This is a genomic window from Hydrogenophaga aromaticivorans (assembly GCF_013387465.1).
Taxonomy (GTDB): Bacteria; Pseudomonadota; Gammaproteobacteria; order Burkholderiales; family Burkholderiaceae_C; genus Hydrogenophaga; species Hydrogenophaga aromaticivorans.
The window spans coordinates 37,879-58,150 of record NZ_VYGV01000013.1; the positions used below are offsets into that span (position 1 = coordinate 37,879).

Consider the following 20,272-nt stretch of genomic DNA (forward strand, 5'->3'; position numbering starts at 1 on the left):
AATGAACATTCAAGGACAAGCCGCCCTCGTCACCGGCGGGGGCTCCGGCCTCGGTGAAGCCACCGCCCGCGAACTCGCCCGCCTGGGTGCCAGGGTCGCGGTGCTCGACCTGAATCTGGAGAACGCCCTGCGCGTCGCGGCCGAGATCGGCGGCGTCGCCTGCCAGTGCGACGTGAGCAACCCGGAGAGCATGCAGGCCGCCATCGACGCCGCCGCCGCGGCCCACGGCCCGGCGCGCATCCTGATGCAGATCGCCGGCATCGGCAGCGCCAAGCGCGTGGTCGGCAAGGACGGCAACGCCGCCCCGCTGGAAGACTTCGCCCGGGTCATCAACATCAACCTGATCGGCACCTACAACGCAGCCCGCCTGTTCGCGGCGGCCTGTGCCAAGCTGGAACCGATGGAAGACGGCGAACGCGGCGTGATGGTGTTCACCGCCAGCGTGGCCGCCTTCGACGGCCAGGTGGGCCAACAGGCCTACAGCGCCTCCAAGGCCGGCGTGGCCGGCATGACGCTGCCCATGGCGCGCGACCTGGCGCAGCACGGCATCCGCGTCTGCACCATCGCCCCCGGCCTGTTCCTCACGCCGCTGATGAAGACCCTGCCCGAGCCGGTGCAGCAATCGCTGGCCGCGAGCATCCCGTTCCCGCAGCGCCTGGGCAAGCCCGAGGAGTTCGCGCAACTGGCCACCCACATCGTGACCAACGGTCACCTGAACGGCGAAACGATCCGCCTCGACGGCGCTCTGAGGATGGCACCACGGTAAGTACCCACCGCGCCGCCGCTGCGCGGCGTCACCCCCCAGGGGGCGGCGCTGGCGGCCCGGCAAAGCCAGTTCCGCGGCGCCCTCGGTTCAAGCCCCACTTTCCAGAAGCTCCTATGTCAAAAACCGTTGTGTACGAAGTCGAGGTGATGTTCGGCGACTGCGATCCCGCCGGCATCGTGTTCTTTCCCAATTTCTCGAAGTGGATGGACGCCTCGTCGCTGAACTTTTTCGTGAAGTGCGGTGTGCCGCCGTGGCGCGAGCTGGTCAAGACCACCGGCATCATCGGCACCCCGCTGCTGGAGATACACACCAAGTTCATGCGGCCCGCCACCTACGGCGAGCGCCTGCAGATCCACACCAGCGTGACCGAGTGGCGCGACAAGGTGCTGATCCACAAACACGTGGTGATGCGTGGCGACACCGTGCTCTGCGAAGGCACGGAGACACGCGCTTTCTGCATCAAGCACCCCGACGATCCGACCCGCATCAAGGCCATCCCGGTCCCTGAGGACATCAAGGCCCTTTGCAGCTGACCCGTCAGACCGCACCATCCGAATTCGAGTGAACCCATGAACGCCTTCCAGCCCCGCACCGACGACATGAACTTCATCCTGTTCGAGGTGCTGCAAGCCCCCGCGCAGTTGCAGGCGCTGCCCGTCCACGCCGAGGCCGACGCAGCGCTGATGCAGCAGGTGGTCGAGGAAGCGGGCAAGTTCGTCGCCGAAGTCATTGCCCCGCTCAACCGCGAAGGTGACGAAATCGGCGCCCAGTGGAAGGCCGGGGCCGTCACCATGCCGCCGGGTTTCCGCGACGCCTACCAGGCCTTCTGGCAGGCCGGCTGGCCCTCGCTGGCCTGCGCTGCCGAAGACGGTGGCCAGGGCCTGCCCGCTGCGCTGGAAGCCATGCTCTACGAAATGCTGAGCGCGGCCAACCACGGCTGGACCATGGCGCCCGGCCTGCTGCACGGCGCCTATGAGTGCATCAAACACCACGCCTCGCCCGAGCTGAAGGCGCGTTACCTGGAGAAAGTGGCCACCGGCGAATGGCTGGCCACCATGTGCCTGACCGAACCGCACGCCGGCTCCGACCTCGGTCTGGTTCGCACGAAAGCTGTGCCCCTGGCCGATGGCCGCTACGCCCTGAGCGGCACCAAGATCTTCATCTCCGGCGGCGAACACGACCTGACCGACAACATCGTGCACCTGGTGCTCGCGCGACTGCCCGACAGCCCACCCGGTCCGAAAGGCCTGTCGCTGTTCCTGGTGCCGAAGTTCTACGAAGACGGCTCCAGAAGCGCGGTGGTCTGCGAACGCATTGAAGAAAAGATGGGCCTGCACGGCAGCCCCACCTGCGTGATGCGCTTCGACGAAGCCCCGGGCTGGATCGTCGGCGAACCCGGCAAAGGCCTGAACGCCATGTTCGTGATGATGAACGCTGCCCGCCTGCACGTGGGCCTGCAGGGCATCGGCCTGCTCGACGCCGCCTGGCAGAAGGCCGACGCCTATTCGAAGGAACGCCGTCAGATGCGCGCACCCGGCGGATCGGCCAAGGCCGGCGAGGCAGACCTGATCGAACAACACCCCGCCATGCGCCGCATCCTCGACGCCCAACGCGCCTGGATCGACGCCGGCCGGGTCGTGGCCTACCGCACCGCGCTGGAGCTGGACATCCTGAAAAACCACGGCGACGCCACCCGCCGCGAGCTCGCCAGCCGCTGGTGCAGCCTGGTCACGCCGGTGCTCAAGTCGGCCTGGACCGATCAGGCCTTCCACGGTGCCAGCGCCTGCCTGCAGGTCTTCGGCGGCCACGGTTTCGTGCGCGAATGGGGCATCGAGCAGATCGTGCGCGATTCGCGCGTCGCCATGATCTATGAAGGCACCAACGAGATCCAGGCGATCGACCTGCTGCTGCGCAAGACCCTGCCCGACGGCGGCGCGGCCCTGTTGCAGCTGCTGGCCGACATCGGCGGCGAGCTGGGCGACGATGCACAAGCCGTGCGCGTGAAGGCACAATTCGCCCGCTTCACAAGCTTCCTGCGCGAGCGCCTGTTGCCCCGCGCCACCGCCAAGGACGCCCCCGCCGACCTGGCCCATTGGCTGGCCGACGACTTTCTGCGCGCCGTGGCCATGCTGCTGATGGCCTGGGCCTGGGCCCGCATCGGCGCCACCACCGGGGGCTACGCGCCGCGCTGGCAAGCCACACAAACCGGTTTCTGGCGCTGGGTCTGGCCCGAGTTCGACATGCGCCTGGCCATGCTCGACGCCAGCCTGGACGCGGCATGACCCCTGTCAAGGACGAACTTTGCGCTCGCGCTATGCTTGCCAGCCATGTCTGAACCTTCCGTCGCCAACACCCTGCGCCGTCCCCGTGCGCCCCGCAAAACCGCCAGCACCGATCCGGTGAGTCCGTCCGTCGACACGCCCGAGCCCTCCTCGGGCCTGGACACCAGCTACCTCGAAACCCTGCTCGGCTACAACGCCCGGCGCGCCGCGCTGGCGGTGATCACCGTGTTCCTGCGGCGCATGGAACCCTTTGGCCTGCGCCCGGTGGATTTTTCGGTGCTCACGCTCATCGCCCACAACCCGGGTGTGACCTCGCGCCAGCTGTGTGCTGAGCTCGACATCCTGCCGCCCAACCTGGTGGGCATGATCAAGAGCCTGGACAAACGCGGCCTGATCGTGCGCAAACCCCACCCGTCCGACCGCCGCGCGCAGGGGCTGCACCTCTCGGCCGAGGGCAAGCGCCTGCAGAAGCAGGCCCAGACCACCGCCACCCGGCTGGAGCACGACGTCTCCCACGCCCTGACGCCCGCCGAGCTGGAGACGCTCAATACCCTGCTGCGCAAGGTGTATCTGCGGTAGTCCCCAGGCTCGCGCAATCCGGGTATATCCGGAGCCTTGGACATTGCGCCACATTGCTGCAGTGCACACAGCTAGCAAACTGCTAGCAGGCGCCGTATAGTGTTTCTCAAGCCCCGTCACAGAGGGCTGCACCAGGAGACACAACATGAGTGCCAAAGACCATTCCGCCGTGATCCAGCTCTTTGATCTGCTGGAATCGCGCTACGCCATGCGTGTGATCTGGGCACTGAGCGATGGTCACCCCCAGACCTTCCGCCTGCTGCAGGACAGCGTGGGTGGGGTCACCCCCAACACGCTCAACACCCGCCTGAAGGAACTGCGCGCCGCCCACCTGGTGGACCACGGTGGCGACGGCTACCGGCTCACCAGCCAGGGCGCCGACCTCGCCCGCCGCATGACCGACGTGCAGCAGTTCGCCAGCAAGTGGTCGCACCAGCTGGCGCGTGCGGCGGCACACGCAGCCTGAACCGTCAGCCGGAGAAGGGGCACCCTTCCAGCACACACCGTGGGACCGGCTTTGCCGGGCCACTGGTGTGGTCCCCCTCAGGGGGAAGTCGTGTCAGCGGCGCAGGGGGGCTTCCCTGACCACCTGGCGCTGCTCGCCCAGCCCGCGCCCGCCCAGCGTGATCACGTCACCGGCTCTCAGGTAGACCGGCGGCTTCTGGCCCATGCCCACTCCCGGCGGCGTGCCGGTCGGGATCACGTCGCCGGGCTGCAACGCCATGAAACGGGAGAGATAGCTCACGATGGTCTTCACGCCAAAGATCATGGTGCGCGTGTTGCCGGTCTGGCGGCGCACACCGTTCACGTCCAGCCACAGGTCCACGTCCTGCTCATCGCCCAGTTCGTCGGGTGTCACCAGCCAGGGACCGATGGGGCAGTGGGTCGGGTAGCTCTTGCCCTTGGTCCACTGGCCCTCGTATTCGATCTGGTAGGCCCGCTCCGACACGTCGTTCACCAGGCAGAACCCGGCTACATGGTTCAGCGCATCCGCTTCGCTCACATGGAAGGCGCGCTCGCCGATCACGATGCCCAACTCCACCTCCCAGTCCAGCTTCTGCGAGCCGGGCGCCAGCCAGACGCTGTCGTTCGGCCCGCTGATGGCGCCGTTGTGCTTGTTGAACACGATCGGCTGGCCGGGCGCCTTCAGGCCGGCTTCGGCGGCGTGGTCGGCGTAGTTCAGACCGATGCACACGACATTGCCCACAGCCCCCACGCAGGGGCCCAGGCGGGTGTCGGCCGGCAGCAGCGGTAAGGTCGCCGCATCCAGCGCCGCCAGCCGCGACATAAAATCACGCCCCAGGGTGGCCGGGCCGATGTCCGGCACCACGCCCGAGAGGTCGCGCAGCGCACCGCTGGCGTCGATCAGACCGGGTTTTTCGGCGCCCTGTGGGCCGTGGCGAAAGAGTTTCATGGACTTGTCTCTGTGAAAAACGCCAATTTTCACCCGCATCGGGCCCTTTTGCCGCCAGCCCCCTTGAATCCGGCCAGACCGCCCCGAATTACCGCGCACGGCCAGCTTTGCCATCGATTTCACGACCATTCTTCATCGACATGATCCAACCACCGAACCCCGCCGCCACCCCCGAGCACACCTCCCCCCTCAACGCGGAAGAAGCCCTCGCCGCTGCGGCCGTGGCCGAAGCCGATGCGCTGGCCGCCCTGACCAACGAAGTCACCGAACTCAAAGCGAAAAACGCCGATCTGGCCGACCAGTTCCTGCGTGCCAAGGCCGAGGCCGAAAACGCCCGCCGCCGGGCCGAGGACGACATCAGCAAGGCGCGCAAGTTCGCGGTGGAAAGTTTTGCCGAGAGCTTGCTGGCCGTCGCTGACAGCCTCGAAGCCGGTCTGGGCATCCAGGAAGCCACGCGCGAGCAGCTGCGCGAAGGCTCCGAAGCCACGCTCAAGCAGCTGAAGAGCGCTCTGGAGCGCCACAAGGTGCTGGAAATCGCCCCGGCCAGCGGCAGCAAGTTCGACCCCCACCAGCACCAGGCCATCAGCATGGTGCCCGCCGAGCAGGAGGCCAACACCGTGGTCGCCGTGCTGCAAAAAGGCTACCTGATCGCCGACCGCGTGCTGCGCCCGGCCCTGGTCACCGTGGCAGCCCCCAAATAAAGGCATTTGCGTGGCCAGGGCCTTGAAAAACACCTGAGTTATCCACACATCTTCCACAAGGGATGCACACCGCATCCACACCCTTTTCAACATTCACTTTTTAGAACCGGAGCACACAAATGGGAAAAATCATCGGCATCGACCTGGGCACCACCAACTCGTGCGTGTCCATCATGGAAGGCAACACCACCAAGGTGATCGAGAACTCGGAAGGTGCGCGCACCACGCCGTCGATCGTGGCCTACCAGGAAGACGGTGAAGTGCTGGTCGGCGCGTCCGCCAAGCGCCAGGCCGTGACCAACCCCAAGAACACGCTCTACGCGATCAAGCGCCTGATCGGCCGCAAGTTCACCGAGAAAGAAGTCCAGAAAGACATCGACCTCATGCCCTACTCCATCGTGGCCGCCGACAACGGCGACGCCTGGGTGGAAGTGCGCGGCAAGCAGATCTCGGCCCAGCAGGTCAGCGCCGACATCCTGCGCAAGATGAAGAAGACCGCCGAGGACTACCTGGGCGAGCCCGTGACCGAAGCCGTGATCACGGTGCCGGCCTACTTCAACGACGCCCAGCGCCAGGCCACCAAGGACGCCGGCCGCATCGCCGGCCTCGACGTCAAGCGCATCATCAACGAGCCCACCGCCGCGGCCCTGGCCTTCGGCCTGGACAAGCAGGAAAAGGGCGACCGCAAGATCGCTGTGTACGACCTGGGTGGCGGCACGTTTGACGTCTCCATCATCGAAATCGCCGACGTCGACGGCGAGAAGCAGTTCGAAGTGCTGTCCACCAACGGCGACACCTTCCTGGGCGGCGAAGACTTCGACCAGCGCATCATTGATTACATCGTCACCGAGTTCAAGAAAGAACAAGGCGTTGACCTGACCAAGGACGTGCTGGCCCTGCAGCGCCTGAAGGAAGCCGCTGAAAAGGCCAAGATCGAACTGTCCAGCTCGGCCGCGACCGACCTGAACCTGCCCTACATCACCGCCGACGCATCGGGCCCCAAGCACCTGAACATCAAGCTCACGCGCGCCAAGCTTGAAGCCCTGGTGGAAGAGCTGATCGAACGCACCATCGCGCCTTGCCGCATGGCCATCAAGGACGCCGGCATCAGCGTCAGCGACATCCACGACGTGATCCTGGTCGGCGGCATGACCCGCATGCCCAAGGTGCAGGAGAAGGTCAAGGAATTCTTCGGCAAGGAACCGCGCAAGGACGTGAACCCCGACGAAGCCGTGGCCGTGGGCGCTGCCATCCAGGGCCAGGTGCTCAGCGGTGACCGCAAGGACGTGCTGCTGCTCGACGTGACCCCGCTGAGCCTGGGCATCGAGACCATGGGCGGCGTCATGACCAAGATGATCCAGAAGAACACCACGATCCCGACCAAGTTCAGCCAGGTGTTCTCCACCGCCGAAGACAACCAGCCGGCCGTGACCATCAAGGTGTTCCAGGGCGAGCGCGAGATCGCTGCCGGCAACAAGGCGCTGGGCGAGTTCAACCTCGAAGGCATCCCGAGCGCACCGCGCGGCATGCCGCAGATCGAAGTGTCGTTCGACATCGACGCCAACGGCATCCTGCACGTGGGCGCCAAGGACAAGGGCACCGGCAAGGAAAACAAGATCACCATCAAGGCGAACTCCGGCCTGTCCGAAGCCGAGATCCAGCAGATGGTGAAAGACGCCGAGCTCAACGCCGCCGACGACAAGAAGAAGGTCGAACTGGTGCAGGCCCGCAACCAGGGCGAAGCCATGGTGCACAGCGTGAAGAAGTCGCTGGGCGAACACGGTGACAAGCTCGACGGCGGCGAAAAAGACGCCATCGAAGCCGCGATCAAGGACGTGGAAGAAGCGCTCAAGGGCGAGGACAAGGAAGCCATCGAGTCCAAGACCGAAGCGCTCATGAGCGCCAGCCAGAAGCTGGGTGAAAAAGTCTACGCCGCATCGCAGGCCGAAGCCGCTGCAGCCGGTGCCAGCGAAGGCGCCAGCCAGGAGAGCGCCAGCAAGGCCGGGGCCGACGACGACATCGTTGACGCCGAAGTGAAAGAAGTCAAGAAGGGCTGATCGCCATTTCGATGGCTTTCAAGCCGCCGCCGCGTCTGGGCAACCTGACGCGGCGTTTGTGTTCAAACAGATCTGCAAAAGACCATGGCTAAACGCGATTTTTACGAAGTGCTGGGCGTGCCCAAGAACGCCTCGGACGACGAAATCAAGAAGGCGTATCGCAAGCTGGCGATGAAGCACCACCCGGACCGCAACCAGGGTGATGCGGCCAAGGCCGCCGAAGAACGGTTCAAGGAGGCCAAAGAGGCCTACGAAATGCTGTCGGACCCGCAGAAGAAGGCCGCCTACGACCAGCACGGCCACGCCGGCGTGGACCCCAACATGCGCGGTGGCGCCGAAGGCTTCAACGGCTTCGGCGACGCCTTTGGTGACATCTTCGGCGACATCTTTGGCGGTGCCCGCGGCCAGCGCAACGGCCGCCAGGTCTACCGCGGCGCCGACCTGTCCTACGCCATGGAAATCAGCCTCGAAGAGGCCGCCACCGGCAAGGACGCACAGATCAAGATCCCGTCGTGGGACGACTGCGAGGCCTGCAAGGGCACCGGTGCCAAGCCCGGCACCAGCGTCAAGACCTGTTCCACCTGCCACGGCCAGGGCCAGGTGCAGATGCGCCAGGGCTTCTTCAGCGTGCAGCAGACCTGCCCCACCTGCCACGGCAGCGGCAAGATCATCCCCGAGCCCTGCACCAGCTGCCACGGCCAGGGCAAGATCAAGAAGCAGAAGACGCTGGAGATCAAGATCCCCGCGGGCATCGACGACGGCCAGCGCATCCGCAGCAGCGGCAACGGCGAGCCGGGCCAGAACGGCGGCCCCTCGGGCGACCTCTACATCGAGATCCGGCTGCGCAAGCACGACATCTTCGAACGCGAGGGCGACGATCTGCACTGCCAGGTGCCCGTGAGCATGACCATCGCCGCACTCGGCGGCGAGATCGACGTGCCCACGCTGCAAGGCAAGGCTACCATCGACCTGCCCGAAGGCACGCAGAGCGGCAAGACCTTCCGCCTGCGCGGCAAAGGCGTCAAGGGCGTGCGCAGCAGCTACCCCGGCGACCTGTATTGCCACGTGGCGGTGGAAACGCCGGTCAAGCTCACCGAGCACCAGCGCAAGCTGCTCAAGGAACTCGACGAGTCGTTCAAGAAAGGCGGCCACAAGCACAGCCCGCACGACAAAGGCTGGTTTGAAAAGGCGAAGAGTTTCTTCGTCTAAGTTCGGCCGAGGGGTTCAGAAATGCGAAGGGGCGCCGGGTGACCGTCGCCCCTTTTTTGCCTTCAACCGATCAACCCGCGGACCTGCTCACCGACGCCTTCTACCCATCAGCCAGCAGCGCCAGCGTCTTCGGGCAGCGGGTGCCGCCGTAGAACTGCCGCAGCGCGGCAGAGAACTCGGGTGTTTCCGGTGAAACCGCCTCGAACAGCGTCAGGCAACTGCGGAACTTGAGAGCGTCAATGGGGCCGAGGATGGACTCGGCGCTCTGGCCAACGTGGTGGCTGATCGCGCGGATGCATTCGATCAGCCGTGGGCCCAGCAGCGGATGGGCCAGATAGGCCACCGCTTCGGCCTTGCCGCTGATGCCATAGAACTGGGCGTGGTGGCTGTTTCCCAGGCCCCGGAGCTGGGGCAGCACGAACCAGATCCAGTGGGTCTGCTTGCGACCCTGTTTCAGCTCGGCGAGCGCGGTTTCATGGACGCCGGACTGGGCGTCCATGAAACGCTGGAGGTTGAACGGATCGTGCATGCCGGTGGTGGTTGACGAAGGCGTTGCGGGATTCAAGGTGACCTGGAGCGGCACCTCCTGGCGCCGGTGGGGCCAGTGTAGCCAGCGACTTGCTGGCTCAACGCGACCGGTCGCAGACACACACCGCTTGCGGTGGCGGTCTACATGGTGATCCGATAACCGCTATGCGACAGGCCGTATGGCACAGCCACTGGCATCACCGATCATGGCGGTTCATCCAGACATCACCGCCAGTCCATGACAACGATCACCCCAGACACGCCGCACGACCGCCTGCGCACCCTGCCACGCGCCGAAGTCCATGTGCACCTGGAGGGCTGCCTGCCGGTGCCGCAGCTGGAGGCCTGGGCCCGGCGCTTCGGCGAGCCGCTGCCCCGCCCGCCCGAACAGTTGCTGAAGTTCGAGGGTCTCGCCGACTTTCTGCACTTTCTCGACTGGGCCTGCGGACTGGTGCGCAGCCGGGAAGAACTGGCCGAAGCGGCCTACGGCTTCAGCCAGCGCCTGGCCGCCAGCGGCACGGGCTACGTCGACCTGATCTTCAACCCCACCCACTGGAAGCCCTGGCACGGCCGCCTGGCGGCCATGGTCGACGCGCTCGACGCCGGGTTTCGCGCCGCCGAGCAGGACGGTCTGCCCCCCGTGGGTCTGTGCGTGAGCCTGCTGCGCACGCAGTCGGCCGACGCCGCGGCGGAACTGGTGGATACGCTGGTGGCGCTGCGGCACCCGCGTGTGGTCGCCCTCTCCATCGACGGCAACGAGGCCTCGGCGGGGCGCACCGGTCCGCGCTTTGCCGAGGCCTTCCGCCGCGCGGGCGCCGCGGGTCTGAAGCGCACCGTGCACGCGGGTGAGTCCAGCGGCCCCGAAGGCGTGCGCGATGCGATCGAATGGCTGGGCGCCGACCGCATCGACCACGGCGTTCGCGCCATCGAAGACCCCGCGCTCGTGGCCCTGCTGGCCGAGCGCCAGATTCCCCTGGGTGTCTGCCCCACCTCCAACCTCAAACTCGGCGTCTACCCTTCCATCGACGTCCACCCGGTGGACCGGCTGCGCCGCGCGGGTGTGCCCGTCTCGCTCAACACCGACGACCCGGCCCTGCTGGAGACCACGCTCGAAGCCGAATACGCGCTGTGCCAGGCCGCCTTCGGCTGGACCGACGACGATCTGCGCGCCGTGGCCCGCACGTCCATCGACGCCAGCTTCGCCAACGCGGACGTCAAAACCCGGCTGCGCGAGGCCCTGGACCGCTGGTGAATCCACGTTGGCGCCGGGCCAATCCGGCGCGCCGTAACATGCCAAGCATGAGCACTCCAACGCACGATTTCATCCTCATCGGCGCCGGCATTGCCGCCGCTTCCACCGGCCACTTCCTCGCGCCGCACGGTCGCTGCGTCATGCTGGAGCGCGAGAGCCAGCCCGGTTACCACAGCACCGGCCGCTCGGCCGCGCAGTTCATCGCCACCTACGGCACGCCCCAGGTGCGCGCGCTGTCGCGGGCCAGTGAGCCCTTCTTCCAGCACCCGCCCGAAGGCTTTGCCAGCGCGCCGCTGCTCACGCCACGCGGCCTGCTGACGGTGGCGGGTGCTGACGAGATGCACCACCTGCACGAAGCCTGGGACGTGCTCAAGGCCATCAGCCCCCGCGGCCGCTGGCTGGGCGCCGACGAAGCCCTGGCGATGGTGCCCGCGCTGCGCTCCGAGAAGGTCAGCGCCGCCATCCTGGAACCCGACAGCTTTGACATGGACGTGCACGCCATCCACCAGGGCTACCTGCGCGGCTTCCGGCGCGCGGGCGGCGAGCTGGTGACGGATGCGGAGGTCACGGCCATCGAACGCGTGGGCGATCTCTGGCGCGTGCGCACCGCGGCCGGTGGCGAATACACCGCGCCGGTGCTGATCAATGCCACGGGCGCGTGGTGCGATGCCATCGCCGGCCTGGCGGGTGTGGCGCCCATCGGCCTGGTGCCCAAACGCCGCACAGCCTTCACCTTCGCGCCCCCGGCCGGCGTGGACACGGCGCACTGGCCGCTGCTGCTCGCCGCCGACGAGAGCTTCTACATGAAGCCCGACGCCGGCGCCCTGCTCGCCTCGCCGGTGAACGCCGACCCGACCGTGCCGCAGGACGTGCAACCCGAAGAGCTGGACATCGCGCTCGGCCTGTACGCCATCGAGACCTGGACCACGCTCAGCCCGCGCCCCTCCCACACCTGGGCCGGCCTGCGCTCCTTCGTGGCCGACGGTGATCTGGTGGGTGGCTTCGATGCAAACGCGCCGGGCTTTTTCTGGTGCGCTGCGCAGGGCGGCTACGGCATCCAGACCAGCGCGGCCATGGGCGAGTCCTGCGCGGCGCTGGCGCGCGGGCTGCCACTGCCGGCGCACATCGCGGACAGCGGACTGACGGCAGCGATGCTGTCGCCCGCACGGACAACGCTGCGGGCCTGAGCGCCCGCGCTCAACCCATCGAGTGCAGGCCGACCTTGTTGCCCTCGGTGTCGATGAAGTGGGCAAAGAAGCCGAAGCCGCGGCCGAGCACGGCTTCGTAGAACACCTTGGCGCGGGCGAAGTCGGTGGCGGGGATTTCAAACCCGTTGATGGCGTGCGGGCTGGTGGACATGTTGAGCCCCTGTTTGAAACGGGACGGTTGCTGTGCACCACAATGCAAACCTTGTCTCCTTCCATGCCCTCTGCCATGCCCCTCATCGTCCACCACCTGAACAACTCCCGCTCGCAGCGCCTGCTCTGGATGCTGGAAGAGCTGAAGCTGCCCTACGAGATCCGCTTCTACGAACGCGACAAACACACCATGCTCGCGCCGCCGGAGCTGAAAGAAGTGCACCCGCTGGGCAAATCACCGGTGCTGGAGGACGGTGGTGTCAAGCTGGTGGAAACCGGCGCGATCTGCGAGTACCTGGTCGAGAAGACCGGTCTTCTCGGCCCCGCCGACCAGGGCGAGGGCCTGCGCCGCTACCGGCAGTTCCTGCACTACGCCGAAGGTTCGGTGATGCCCATGCTGCTGCTCATGCTGGCGATGTCCAAGATTCCTTTGGTGGGCAAGATCGCGATCAAGAAGGTGCAGCCCATGGTGGACGTACACCTGGACTACATCGAGCAGGAGCTGGCGTCCCGCCCATGGTTCGCGGGCCAACAGATGAGCGCCGCCGACATCATGATGAGCTTCCCACTCGAAGCGGCCGTCTCGCGCGCCGGCCTGGGCCCTTCGCGGCCCGCGACCATGGCCTGGCTCAAGAAAATCCATGCCCGCCCGGCCTACCAGCGCGCGCTGAAAAAGGGCGGCACTTACGACTACGCCTGAGAGGCGGAGCGTCTTTCGATCATGCCCACTCACCACGCCATGAACCTGCACACCCCCAACTCCTACCCCAGCACCCGCCTGCCGGTCTTCGCGCGCAACATCGTCAGCACCTCGCACCCGCTGGCAGCGCAGGCCGGGTTGCGCATGCTGCTGCAGGGCGGCAACGCGGTGGACGCGGCTATCGCCGCCGCGGCCGCGCTCACCATCACCGAGCCGGTGAGCAACGGCCTGGGCTCGGACGCGTTCTGCATCCTCTGGGACGGGCAGCAACTGCACGGTCTCAACGCGTCGGGCACCGCGCCGATGGCCTGGACGCCGGGCTACTTCCACCGCAAGCACGGCAGCGATGCACTCACGCCCCCGAAGCGCGGGATTGATTCGGTCACCGTGCCCGGCGCCGTGGCCGGCTGGGCGGCCCTGAGCGAACGCTTTGGAAAACTGCCCTTTGCCGACCTCATGCAACCGGCCATCGAACTGGCCGAGCGAGGCTGTGCGGTGCCGGTGGTGGTGCGGCAGAAATGGGCCGCCGCCACACCCGAGCTGCAAAGCCAGCCCGGCTTTGCCGAGCACTTCCTGCCCTGGGGCCGCGCGCCGCAGGTGGGTGAACTGTTCAAGTTTCCGGCCGCCGCGCGCGGCCTGCGCGCCATCGCCGAATCGAAAGGCGAGGCCTTCTACCGCGGCCCCATCGCGCAGGCGCTGGCGCGCTTCGCGGCGCAACACGGCGGCGCGCTGACCGAGGCCGACCTGGCGGCCTTCCGCCCCGAGTGGGTCGCGCCCATCGGCCAGGACTACCGCGGCCACACGCTGCACGAGATCCCGCCCAACGGCCAGGGCATCGCCGCGCTGATCGCGCTGGGCATCCTCTCGAACTTCGACCTGGCATCCATGCCGGTGGACAGCGTGGCCGCGCAGCACCTGCAGATCGAAGCCATGAAACTCGCCTTCGCCGACGTCTACCGCTACGTGGCCGAACCCGGCGCGATGGACGTGAGCACCGAACAGATGCTCGATCCGGCCTACCTGCGCGGACGCGCGAAGCTGATCGACCGGCAGCGCGCGCAGGACTTCGGTGCCGGCAACCCCGCCAAGGGCGGCACGGTGTACCTCAGCGCGGCCGACGAGCGCGGCATGATGGTCAGCTTCATCCAGAGCAACTACATGGGCTTCGGCTCGGGCACCGTGGAACCGTTGTTCGGCATCAGCCTGCAGAACCGCGGCCATGGCTTCAACCTGCAGGCCAGCCCCGGCCGCAACACGGCCAACCTGGTGGCGCCGGGCAAGCGGCCGTTCCACACCATCGTGCCGGCCTTCCTCACGAAAGACGGGCAACCGGTGATGAGCTACGGCGTGATGGGCGCCAACATGCAGCCCCAGGGCCATGTGCAGACCCTCGTGCGTTTGCTGGACCACGGCCAGAGCGTGCAAGCCGCCTGCGACGCACCGCGCTGGCGCTTCGACGCCGGACTGCACATCAACGTCGAATCCGCCATGGACCCGGCCACGGTGCAGGGCCTGAAAGACCTGGGCCACCAGACCCGCCTGATCGACGACCCCTACCAGGACTTCGGCGCGGGGCAGTTCATCTGGCGCCTCGGCGACCCGGCGAGCGAGGGCTACGTGGCGGCCAGCGACCCGCGGCGCGACGGGCAGGCGGTGGGGTTCTGAAACTGCGAGTCGCTGCGCCCTATGCGACGTACAGGCGGACAACCCAATAGACCGCAATGCCCATCTGCACCGCAAACGCGGTGAACCGGGCCGTCACGGCCGCCGGCGAGGTGGACGCCAGGTGGATGAGCGACTGCACGACCCGCGCGCCCAGCAGCACCCAGGCCAGTGGATCGGTGACCGCGGTCCGGCCCGCCACCGCCGCCACGAGCAACAACCCGCCGAAAACGGGCAGACCTTCGAGGCAGTTGGCGTGGGCTCGCGCCAGGCGCTGCATGAAGGGCGACAGGTTGGCGTTGTCCGGTTGGAAACCGTTGGCCGCCACCGCGCCCATCAGGACCAGCCTGGACCGGATGGTCTCCATGATCACCAGCAGCAACAGGGTCCAGGCAATGAAGCCCAGCAGGGCCAGCAGCGAAGGAGACATGGTCGGGAGCTCCGGGTGGGTGGATGGGACAGCGACGGGCGAGGGCCAGCCGACATGATGCGACAGGACCTCACCGGCAGGCAAACCGGTGTCCGCCGTGGCACCTGCCAGGCAAAGCGTCAAAAGGACGGGGTCAGCTCGCCTGCGGCTGCAGGAACACGCGCGCCTTGCGCGGCGAGACCACCAGCGTCTCGCCCTCCTTGAAGCCCAGCTCGCGGAACTGCAACGCGGGGATCTGAGCCTCGATCAGCGGGTCGTGGCCCGCCGGATGGTTGTTTTCCACCGGCAACAGCTCCAGCCGCGCGATCGGGCCGACCACGATGGCGCGGCTGAGCGTGGCGACGATGCCGCTGGCGCCCGCCGTGTACCGCTGCACGTCGAGGTCGTGCGGGCGCACGTAGGCGAAGGCCTGGGCGTTCTGCGCGCCGGCGTGTTCGGGCGTGTGAATGGCCACGCCGTCCAGGTGCAACAAGCCCTCATGTGCGCGGCCATGGAACAGGTTCACGTCGCCCAGGAAGCCGTACACGAACGGGCTGGCCGGGTGGTCCCACACATCCTGCGGCGAACCGCACTGCTCGACCACACCCTGGTTCATCAGCACCACGCGGTCGGCCACCTCCAGCGCCTCTTCCTGGTCGTGCGTGACGAAAATGCTGGTCACGTGCAGTTCGTCGTGCAGGCGGCGCAGCCAGCGGCGCAGTTCCTTGCGCACCTTGGCGTCGAGCGCGCCGAAGGGCTCGTCGAGCAGCAGCACCTGGGGCTCCACCGCCAGCGCCCGGGCGAGCGCGATGCGCTGGCGCTGGCCGCCGGAGAGCTGCGAGGGGTAGCGGTCGGCCAGCCAGTCGAGCTGCACCAGCTTGAGCAGGTCGGTCACCTTCTGCTGGATCTGGGCCTCGCTCGGGCGCTCGCCGCGCGGCTTCACGCGCAGGCCGAAGGCCACGTTTTCGAACACAGTCATGTGGCGGAACAGCGCGTAGTGCTGGAACACGAAGCCCACGTTGCGCTCGCGCACGTGCACGTCGGTGGTGTCTTCGCCGCTGAAGTGGATGCTGCCGGTGTCGGGCGTTTCAAGGCCCGCGATGATGCGCAGCAGCGTGGTCTTGCCGCAGCCCGAGGGGCCGAGCAGCGCGAGCAGTTCGCCCGATGCAATGTCGAGGTTGACGTCGCGCAGGGCCTGGAAGCTGCCGAAGTGCTTGTTGACGTTGCGGATCTGGATGCTCATGGGGATTCCCGGTGAAAGTCAGTGGGCGCTGCCGGCGGTGGCGCCCAGCGCAGGGGTGGGCCGCTCGGGCGGCAGCTCGGCCAGGGCCTTGAGTTCGCGCTCCATGCGCCACTCGGCCATCGACTTGATGGCCAGCGTCACCAGCGCCAGCAGGGCCAGCAGCGAAGCCACGGCAAACGCCGCCACCGACTGGTATTCGTTGTAGAGGATCTCCACATGCAGCGGCATGGTGTTGGTCTGGCCGCGGATGTGGCCCGACACCACCGAGACCGCGCCGAACTCGCCCATGGCCCGCGCGTTGCACAGGATCACGCCGTAGATCAGGCCCCACTGGATGTTGGGCAGGGTCACGTACCAGAAGGTCTGCCAGCCGGTGGCGCCGAGCACCTGGGCCGCCTGCTCCTCGTCGTTGCCCTGCGCCTGCATCAGCGGGATGAGTTCACGCGCGATGAAGGGGAATGTGACGAAGATGGTAGCGAGGATGATGCCGGGCACGGCGAACACGATTCGGATGTCGTGCTCGGCCAGCCAGGGACCGAACCAGCCCTGCGCGCCGAACACCAGCACGTAGATCAGGCCCGCCACCACGGGCGACACTGAGAACGGCAGGTCGATCAGCGTGGTCAGGAAGGACTTGCCCTTGAACTCGTACTTGGCGATGCACCAGGCCGCCGCCACGCCGAACACCAGGTTCAGCGGCACGGCCACCAGCGCGGTGAGGAAGGTGAGCCGGATGGCGGACCAGGCGTCCGGTTCCCGCAGCGCTGCCGCGTAGGCGTCCCAGCCCTTGCGCAGGGCCTCGGTGGCCACGGCCGCCAGCGGCAGCACGAGGAACAGGAACATGAAGACCAGCGCGACGCCGGTGAGCGCGTAGCGCACCCAGGGCGCTTCGGTGGTCGCGAAGTTCTTCGGAGAACGACGCGGAACCGGCTTAGCCGGGCCGCAGGCGTTGCCCCCTTGAGGGGGTGACGAGCTCGCATCGCGAGCTTGGCGCGGGGGTGTTTTCATAATTTTTTGCGCTGCCAGCTTTGAAGGCCATTGATGACCAGCAGCAGGATGAAGGAAATGATCAGCATCACCGTGGCCACCGCGGTGGCGCCGGCGTAGTCGTACTGCTCCAGCTTCGCTGTGATGATCAGCGGCGTGATCTCGGACACCATGGGCATGTTGCCGGCGATGAAGATGACCGAGCCGTATTCACCCACGGCACGCGCAAAGGCCATGGCAAAGCCGGTCAGCAGCGCGGGCGCGATGCTGGGGAAGATGACGCGACTGAAGGTCTGCCAGCGCGTGGCGCCCAGGCAGGTCGCGGCCTCTTCCAGTTCTTTCTCGGCGTCTTCCAGCACCGGCTGCACCGTGCGCACCACGAAGGGCAGGCCGATGAAGATCAGCGCGATCACGATGCCGTTGGGGTTGAAGGCGAGCTGGATGCCGTGCGGCTCCAGCAGCGAGCCGATCCAGCCGTTGCCGGCCAGCAGCGCGGTGAGCGAGATGCCGGCCACGGCCGTGGGCAGCGCAAACGGCAGGTCCACCAGCGCGTCCACGATCTTTTTGCCCGGAAAGCTGTATCGCACCAGCACCCAGGCCACCAGCAGGCCGAACACCACGTTCACCGACGCCGCGATGAACGACGCGCCAAACGTGAGCCGGTACGAGGCCAGCACACGCGGCGCGGTGACCGCCTCCCAGAACTGCGGCCAGGTCAGCGTGAAAGTCTTGAAGACCAGCGCCGACAGCGGGATCAGCACGATCAGGCACAGGTAAAACACCGTGAAGCCGAGCGTGAGCTTGAAGCCCGGCAGCACGCGGCGCGGGGCGCGACGGGGTCTGGCATTCCGTGGAATGACGGCAAGGAGCGTTGAGGTGTTCATGTGGTGGGTTCTCTCGCATGAAAAAGCCATGCGGGTCGTGTGGTTGACGTGCGCGCTCGATCAGGTCAGGCTGTTGGCACAGAAGCGTCGCTCGCCGCGATGCAAGCTTGAAAGGCCATTGCCATGCAGCACCATCAGCCACCTCCCGACCAGGCCATGGCCGACCATCCGAGGACCTACTCCGACCCGGAACTGCGTGCGTACGCCGAAGAGCACGCAGAAGACATCCTTGACAGCGTCGTGCACTACATGCCCCTCATCCTGCCGGCCATGGCGGCCCTGCTGATCTTCATGCTGGCCTTCATCGCCGTGGTCATGGCCTGATGCAGGCGGTGTTGAGGTCTCTTCAAACCCATGGCCATCAGGCCGCACGCCGCAACAGCTCGGCGGGGTCGATGTCGACACCCAACTGAGCCAGCAGTTGCAGGCCCTGTGGCCACTCGCCCAAACCGGAAGCCACGTTGATGTGGCCCGCGTTCTCCAGCCTCAAGAACTCGCTGCCCCAGGCCCGGGCGTAGGCGCCGGCCAGTCGCACCGGGCAATACGGGTCGTTGCTGCTGGCCACCAGGATGCTGCGGTAGGGCAAGCGCTGGTGCGGCACCGGGGCAAAGTCGGCGAGTTGCGCCCGCCGCTCTGGATCGGCCGGCGCCACCAGCAGGGCCGCGCTCACGCGTGCCGCAGCCTCGGGCGGCAGGTGGACGGTCGCCATGCAGCCCAGGCTGTGCGCCACCAGCACGACCCGTTCGCCACGGCTCGCAAGGATCTCGTCCGCCAGCCGGCCCACCCAGTCCTGCCGGCGTGGGAACAGCCAGTCGCCTTGCTCCACACGGTGGGCGTTGGGCAGTCGATCGGCCCACAGGCTCTGCCAGTGTTCGGGCTCGGCGTTGCGCCAGCCCGGCACGATGAGGATGCGGGCTGCGTTCACTGGACGACCCTCCGTGCTGCGCACTGCGGGGCTGAGCGCCTTCGGAGCGGCCGGGCGGCGCTCATGGGCGGGTGCTGTAAATCTGGTCGAAGCTGCCGCCGTCTGCGAAGTGCACCTTGGCCGCCTGCTCCCAGCCGCCGAAGGCCTCTTCGATCTTGAACAGGTTGAGCTTGGGCAGCTGCTTGGCGTACTTGGCCTGGGCCTTGGCCGAGGTCGGACGGTAGTAGTGTTTGCCGATGATGTCCTGCGCCTCTTCGGTGTACAGGTACTCCAGGTAGGCCTGTGCCACGGCGCGGATGCCCTTCTTGTCCACGTTCTTGTCCACCACGGTGACGGCCGGCTCGGCCAGGATCGAGAGCGAGGGGTAGACGAAGTCCACCTTGTTGCCGAACTCCTTCTCCAGCAGGTAGGCCTCGTTTTCCCAGCTGATGAACACGTCGCCCTGGGCGCGCTGGGCAAAGGTGATGGACGAGCCGCGCGCGCCCGAGTCGAGCACGGGCACGTTGGCGTACAGCTTGCCCACGAACGCCTTGGCCTTGGCATCACCGCCGTACTTGCGCTTGGCGAATTCCCAGGCGGCCAGGTAGTTCCAGCGCGCGCCGCCCGAGGTCTTGGGGTTGGGGGTGATGACCTTCACGTCGGGACGGATCAGGTCGTCCCAGTCCCTGATGTTTTTCGGATTGCCCGCGCGGGTCACCAGCACGATGGTGGAGGTGTAGGGCGCGCTGTTGAGCGGCAGGCGCTTTTGCCAGTCCTTGGGGATCCAGCCGCCGTTGTTGTGCAGCGCGTCGGTGTCACCGGCCAGGGCCAGCGTGGCGACGTCGGCGTCCAGGCCATCGATGATGGAACGGGCCTGCTTGCCCGAGCCACCGTGGCTCTGCTTGATGGTCACCTCCTGGCCGGTCTTGGCTTTCCAGTGCTTGATGAAGGCGGCGTTGACTTCGACGTAGAGCTCGCGCGTCGGGTCGTAAGACACGTTGAGCAGGGTGACGGGGGCGGGCTGCGCGAAGGCCGGCAAGGCGGCGGCGGCCAGGGTGCCGGCGATCAGGATGGTGGTGAAGCTGCGGCGGGATGTCATGGGTTTCTCCGGAAATGAATGAACAACGGAGCGGATCATGGAAGCCGGGCAACAAAACAGGAACGAATACGTTTTCAGTTGTTTATTACTAAAACAGCTGAGCCAAATGTGTTTTGGCCGCCAAGACCCGGCGCAGACCCCCGCTGCGGCTATGGGCCCCATCAAGGCAATCAAATGGTGTTGGTCAATAGTTTTTGACAAACTACCCATCCAGAACGGTTAAAAACACCGCCGAACA

22 protein-coding genes are annotated in these 20,272 nt (G+C 66.7%); 13 read left to right on the top strand and 9 right to left on the bottom strand.

Annotation, left to right across the window (positions count from 1 at the left end; translation table 11 throughout):
• The first annotated feature begins 1 nt into the window (after position 1).
• The 5 genes from F3K02_RS15050 to F3K02_RS15070 all read left to right on the top strand — a co-directional run bounded on the left by F3K02_RS15050 (position 2) and on the right by F3K02_RS15070 (position 4,093).
• Complete coding sequence (locus F3K02_RS15050) at positions 2–766, top strand: SDR family NAD(P)-dependent oxidoreductase (protein ID WP_177136447.1); 765 nt, start codon at positions 2–4, stop codon at positions 764–766.
• A gap of 113 nt (positions 767–879) precedes the next feature.
• Positions 880–1,299, top strand: coding sequence for an acyl-CoA thioesterase (locus tag F3K02_RS15055; protein ID WP_177136448.1), 420 nt, complete (start codon positions 880–882; stop codon positions 1,297–1,299).
• A 36-nt stretch (positions 1,300–1,335) separates the two neighbouring features.
• On the top strand, positions 1,336–3,048 hold the full coding sequence (locus tag F3K02_RS15060) for an acyl-CoA dehydrogenase family protein (protein ID WP_177136449.1): 1,713 nt from the start codon (positions 1,336–1,338) through the stop codon (positions 3,046–3,048).
• Between the two features lie 45 nt (positions 3,049–3,093).
• Positions 3,094–3,627, top strand: coding sequence for a MarR family winged helix-turn-helix transcriptional regulator (locus tag F3K02_RS15065; protein ID WP_177136450.1), 534 nt, complete (start codon positions 3,094–3,096; stop codon positions 3,625–3,627).
• 145 nt (positions 3,628–3,772) lie between these two features.
• Positions 3,773–4,093, top strand: coding sequence for a winged helix-turn-helix transcriptional regulator (locus F3K02_RS15070; protein ID WP_177136451.1), 321 nt, complete (start codon positions 3,773–3,775; stop codon positions 4,091–4,093).
• 93 nt (positions 4,094–4,186) lie between these two features.
• Here the strand turns inward: F3K02_RS15070 and F3K02_RS15075 are convergent, their stop codons facing one another.
• Positions 4,187–5,041 (bottom strand): fumarylacetoacetate hydrolase family protein, encoded by an 855-nt coding sequence (locus F3K02_RS15075; protein ID WP_177136452.1) that lies wholly within the window; start codon positions 5,039–5,041, stop codon positions 4,187–4,189.
• A gap of 140 nt (positions 5,042–5,181) precedes the next feature.
• Here F3K02_RS15075 and grpE point away from each other — a divergent pair, with 140 nt between their 5' ends.
• The 3 genes from grpE to dnaJ all read left to right on the top strand — a co-directional run bounded on the left by grpE (position 5,182) and on the right by dnaJ (position 9,008).
• Entirely contained in the window at positions 5,182–5,742 is a 561-nt protein-coding gene (gene grpE, locus F3K02_RS15080; RefSeq protein WP_177136453.1) for a nucleotide exchange factor GrpE, read from the top strand.
• Between the two features lie 119 nt (positions 5,743–5,861).
• Positions 5,862–7,799 carry a molecular chaperone DnaK gene (dnaK, locus tag F3K02_RS15085; protein WP_177136454.1) on the top strand — a complete coding sequence of 646 codons (1,938 nt, stop codon included), beginning with the start codon at positions 5,862–5,864 and terminating at the stop codon, positions 7,797–7,799.
• A gap of 84 nt (positions 7,800–7,883) precedes the next feature.
• Positions 7,884–9,008: a molecular chaperone DnaJ gene (dnaJ, locus tag F3K02_RS15090; protein ID WP_177136455.1), complete on the top strand. Its 1,125-nt coding sequence runs from the start codon at positions 7,884–7,886 to the stop codon at positions 9,006–9,008.
• Positions 9,009–9,108: 100 nt separating this feature from the next.
• Here dnaJ and F3K02_RS15095 read toward each other — a convergent pair whose 3' ends face one another.
• A complete protein-coding gene (locus tag F3K02_RS15095) occupies positions 9,109–9,537 on the bottom strand; it encodes a DUF1810 domain-containing protein (RefSeq protein ID WP_177136456.1) in 429 nt (142 codons plus the stop codon).
• A gap of 237 nt (positions 9,538–9,774) precedes the next feature.
• Here F3K02_RS15095 and add point away from each other — a divergent pair, with 237 nt between their 5' ends.
• The gene (add, locus tag F3K02_RS15100) at positions 9,775–10,788 is read left to right on the top strand and encodes an adenosine deaminase (RefSeq protein ID WP_177136457.1); all 1,014 of its coding nucleotides are present in this window, start codon (positions 9,775–9,777) and stop codon (positions 10,786–10,788) included.
• Positions 10,789–10,835: 47 nt separating this feature from the next.
• A complete protein-coding gene (locus F3K02_RS15105; RefSeq protein ID WP_218179470.1) occupies positions 10,836–11,975 on the top strand; it encodes an NAD(P)/FAD-dependent oxidoreductase in 1,140 nt (379 codons plus the stop codon).
• A gap of 10 nt (positions 11,976–11,985) precedes the next feature.
• On the opposite strand, the gene F3K02_RS15110 is transcribed toward F3K02_RS15105, so the two are convergent.
• The gene (locus F3K02_RS15110) at positions 11,986–12,147 is read right to left on the bottom strand and encodes a VOC family protein (protein WP_177136459.1); all 162 of its coding nucleotides are present in this window, start codon (positions 12,145–12,147) and stop codon (positions 11,986–11,988) included.
• Between the two features lie 75 nt (positions 12,148–12,222).
• On the opposite strand from F3K02_RS15110, the gene F3K02_RS15115 reads away from it, so the two are divergent.
• Both F3K02_RS15115 and F3K02_RS15120 read left to right on the top strand, forming a co-directional pair.
• Positions 12,223–12,846, top strand: coding sequence for a glutathione S-transferase family protein (locus tag F3K02_RS15115; protein ID WP_177136460.1), 624 nt, complete (start codon positions 12,223–12,225; stop codon positions 12,844–12,846).
• Between the two features lie 21 nt (positions 12,847–12,867).
• Positions 12,868–14,511 (top strand): gamma-glutamyltransferase family protein, encoded by a 1,644-nt coding sequence (locus F3K02_RS15120; protein ID WP_281362807.1) that lies wholly within the window; start codon positions 12,868–12,870, stop codon positions 14,509–14,511.
• A gap of 19 nt (positions 14,512–14,530) precedes the next feature.
• On the opposite strand, the gene F3K02_RS15125 is transcribed toward F3K02_RS15120, so the two are convergent.
• The 4 genes from F3K02_RS15125 to cysT all read right to left on the bottom strand — a co-directional run bounded on the left by F3K02_RS15125 (position 14,531) and on the right by cysT (position 18,031).
• On the bottom strand, positions 14,531–14,938 hold the full coding sequence (locus tag F3K02_RS15125; RefSeq protein WP_177136461.1) for an MAPEG family protein: 408 nt from the start codon (positions 14,936–14,938) through the stop codon (positions 14,531–14,533).
• A gap of 133 nt (positions 14,939–15,071) precedes the next feature.
• Complete coding sequence (locus F3K02_RS15130; RefSeq protein ID WP_177136462.1) at positions 15,072–16,160, bottom strand: sulfate/molybdate ABC transporter ATP-binding protein; 1,089 nt, start codon at positions 16,158–16,160, stop codon at positions 15,072–15,074.
• An 18-nt stretch (positions 16,161–16,178) separates the two neighbouring features.
• Positions 16,179–17,168, bottom strand: a complete 990-nt coding sequence (gene cysW / locus F3K02_RS15135; RefSeq protein ID WP_177136463.1) for a sulfate ABC transporter permease subunit CysW — start codon at positions 17,166–17,168, stop codon at positions 16,179–16,181.
• Positions 17,165–18,031 carry a sulfate ABC transporter permease subunit CysT gene (gene cysT / locus F3K02_RS15140; RefSeq protein ID WP_177136464.1) on the bottom strand — a complete coding sequence of 289 codons (867 nt, stop codon included), beginning with the start codon at positions 18,029–18,031 and terminating at the stop codon, positions 17,165–17,167. The genes cysW and cysT overlap by 4 nt, the downstream gene beginning before the upstream one ends.
• Before the next feature lie 123 nt (positions 18,032–18,154).
• On the opposite strand from cysT, the gene F3K02_RS15145 reads away from it, so the two are divergent.
• Complete coding sequence (locus tag F3K02_RS15145; RefSeq protein WP_177136409.1) at positions 18,155–18,355, top strand: hypothetical protein; 201 nt, start codon at positions 18,155–18,157, stop codon at positions 18,353–18,355.
• Positions 18,356–18,392: 37 nt separating this feature from the next.
• Here the strand turns inward: F3K02_RS15145 and F3K02_RS15150 are convergent, their stop codons facing one another.
• Together F3K02_RS15150 and F3K02_RS15155 are read right to left on the bottom strand one after the other, a co-directional pair.
• Positions 18,393–18,956 (bottom strand): alpha/beta fold hydrolase, encoded by a 564-nt coding sequence (locus F3K02_RS15150; RefSeq protein WP_177136465.1) that lies wholly within the window; start codon positions 18,954–18,956, stop codon positions 18,393–18,395.
• A gap of 61 nt (positions 18,957–19,017) precedes the next feature.
• Positions 19,018–20,034 (bottom strand): sulfate ABC transporter substrate-binding protein, encoded by a 1,017-nt coding sequence (locus F3K02_RS15155; RefSeq protein ID WP_177136466.1) that lies wholly within the window; start codon positions 20,032–20,034, stop codon positions 19,018–19,020.
• Positions 20,035–20,272: the final 238 nt, after the last annotated feature.